Origin of the sequence: Flavobacterium sp. UBA4854 (assembly GCF_002399805.1) — a bacterium.
Taxonomy (GTDB): Bacteria; Bacteroidota; Bacteroidia; order Flavobacteriales; family Flavobacteriaceae; genus Flavobacterium; species Flavobacterium ginsengisoli.
On the sequence record NZ_DHEI01000064.1, the window covers coordinates 43200 to 44810 of the forward strand.

Sequence of the window (1611 nt, forward strand, 5' to 3'; positions counted from 1 at the left end):
TTCCATTACGGAAACTCAGAATATACTTTGTATAGTGATAGAAATGCTTATAGAATTCCAGATTATATTCGTTTAGATATTGGAGTTAACATTGAAGGAAACCATAAAATTAAAAAGCTAGCACATAGTTTCTGGAATATTTCTATTTACAACGTTCTAGGAAGAAACAATCCGTATTCTATTTATTTCGTAACAGATCCAAATGGAAAAGTAAAAGGTTATAAAACATCTATTTTCTCAATACCAGTACCAAGTATTACGTATAACTTCAAATTCTAATACGAGTAAATGAAAAATCACAATCTATATAAGATTATTATTTTACTTGTTACTGCTATTGTAATTAATGGCTGTACAGAAGCATATCCATTGGTAACCAATAGATTTGAAGATGTACTGATTGTTGAAGCCAATCTAACGAACGAGCTCAAAAACCAAGAAGTAAAACTTACCAAATCTGCAAGGTTCGAAGATGAAAATTATCTTCCAGAAAGTGGAGCAGAAGTTTTTATTACTGACGATGCTGGCAATAAATACAATTTCAGCGAAAATTCAGATAAATACGTTTCAGATATAGAGTTTCAAGCTGTTCCTAATACCAAATACCAGTTACACATTAACACCAAAGACGGAAGATCTTTTGCTTCATCGCCAGAAATCCTTACCACTATAACACCTATCCAAAGTGTAGTAGCTGCGATTGAACAAAAGGATGATATTAATGGTGTTGGTATTCGTGTAAACAGTTTTGACCCTACAGCTACATCGACCTATTATAGATTTGAATACGAGGAAACCTACAAGGTTGTTGCGCCAAAATGGCTGCCAACAAAACTTGTATGGAATGGCGGGCCAACCTTTGAACCAAATTCTGTAGACACTAAGGTTTGCTATGGTTCTAACAAAAGCATCGGATTTATGCTTTTAAATACAAATAAACTGAAAGAAGATCGCGTAGATTATCGAATTCGCTTTATTAGTGACCAAGATTATATTATTACGACCCGATACAGTATTTTAGTTAAGCAATATGTAGAAAGTCTAGCAGCGTACAATTATTACAATACATTAAACAAAACAGCTGTCTCAGGAGGAACTATTACTTCTCCTACTCAGCCCGGTCTTTTGTTAGGTAATTTGAGATCAATTAATGGCGACAGTAAAATATCTGGATATTTTGATGTATGCTCCGTATCGACTGAGCGAATTTATTTTAATTATGCGGATTTATTTCCAGGTAAATTTCCTCCTCCTTATGCTGTAGATTGTACACAATTTTGTTATGAAAAAGAAGCTTATAACCCTGTTCCTTGTACACATTGCTGTCATTATTTAGATGATTTGCCTCGAGGAATAATAACTTATTATTCAGGAGATGGAATCAAATCTCTTGAAACATATTGGGTTGATGCTCCATGCGGAGACTGTACAAAAATTGCATCCAATATAAAACCAACCTTTTGGGTAGACTAACTAAAGGATTCTTTGATTTAAAAAATTTTAATCTGCTTAAAAAAATCAAAAACAATGAAATTTCATTTTATAAAAAATATAATCCTTTTATTTCTTCTTACAATCGTTTTTTATAGTTGTACAGAGGCATATCCGTTA

The 1611-nt window shown here is 32.7% G+C and carries 2 protein-coding genes; both read left to right on the forward strand.

What is annotated here, in order from left to right; translation table 11 throughout:
* Positions 1 to 279 (forward strand): hypothetical protein (locus tag B3J44_RS09275; protein WP_286967989.1); only part of this gene is annotated, 279 nt, incomplete at its 5' end.
* A 9-nt stretch (positions 280 to 288) separates the two neighbouring features.
* On the forward strand, positions 289 to 1473 hold the full coding sequence (locus tag B3J44_RS09280) for a DUF4249 domain-containing protein (protein WP_286967991.1): 1185 nt from the start codon (positions 289 to 291) through the stop codon (positions 1471 to 1473).
* Positions 1474 to 1611 lie beyond the last annotated feature (138 nt).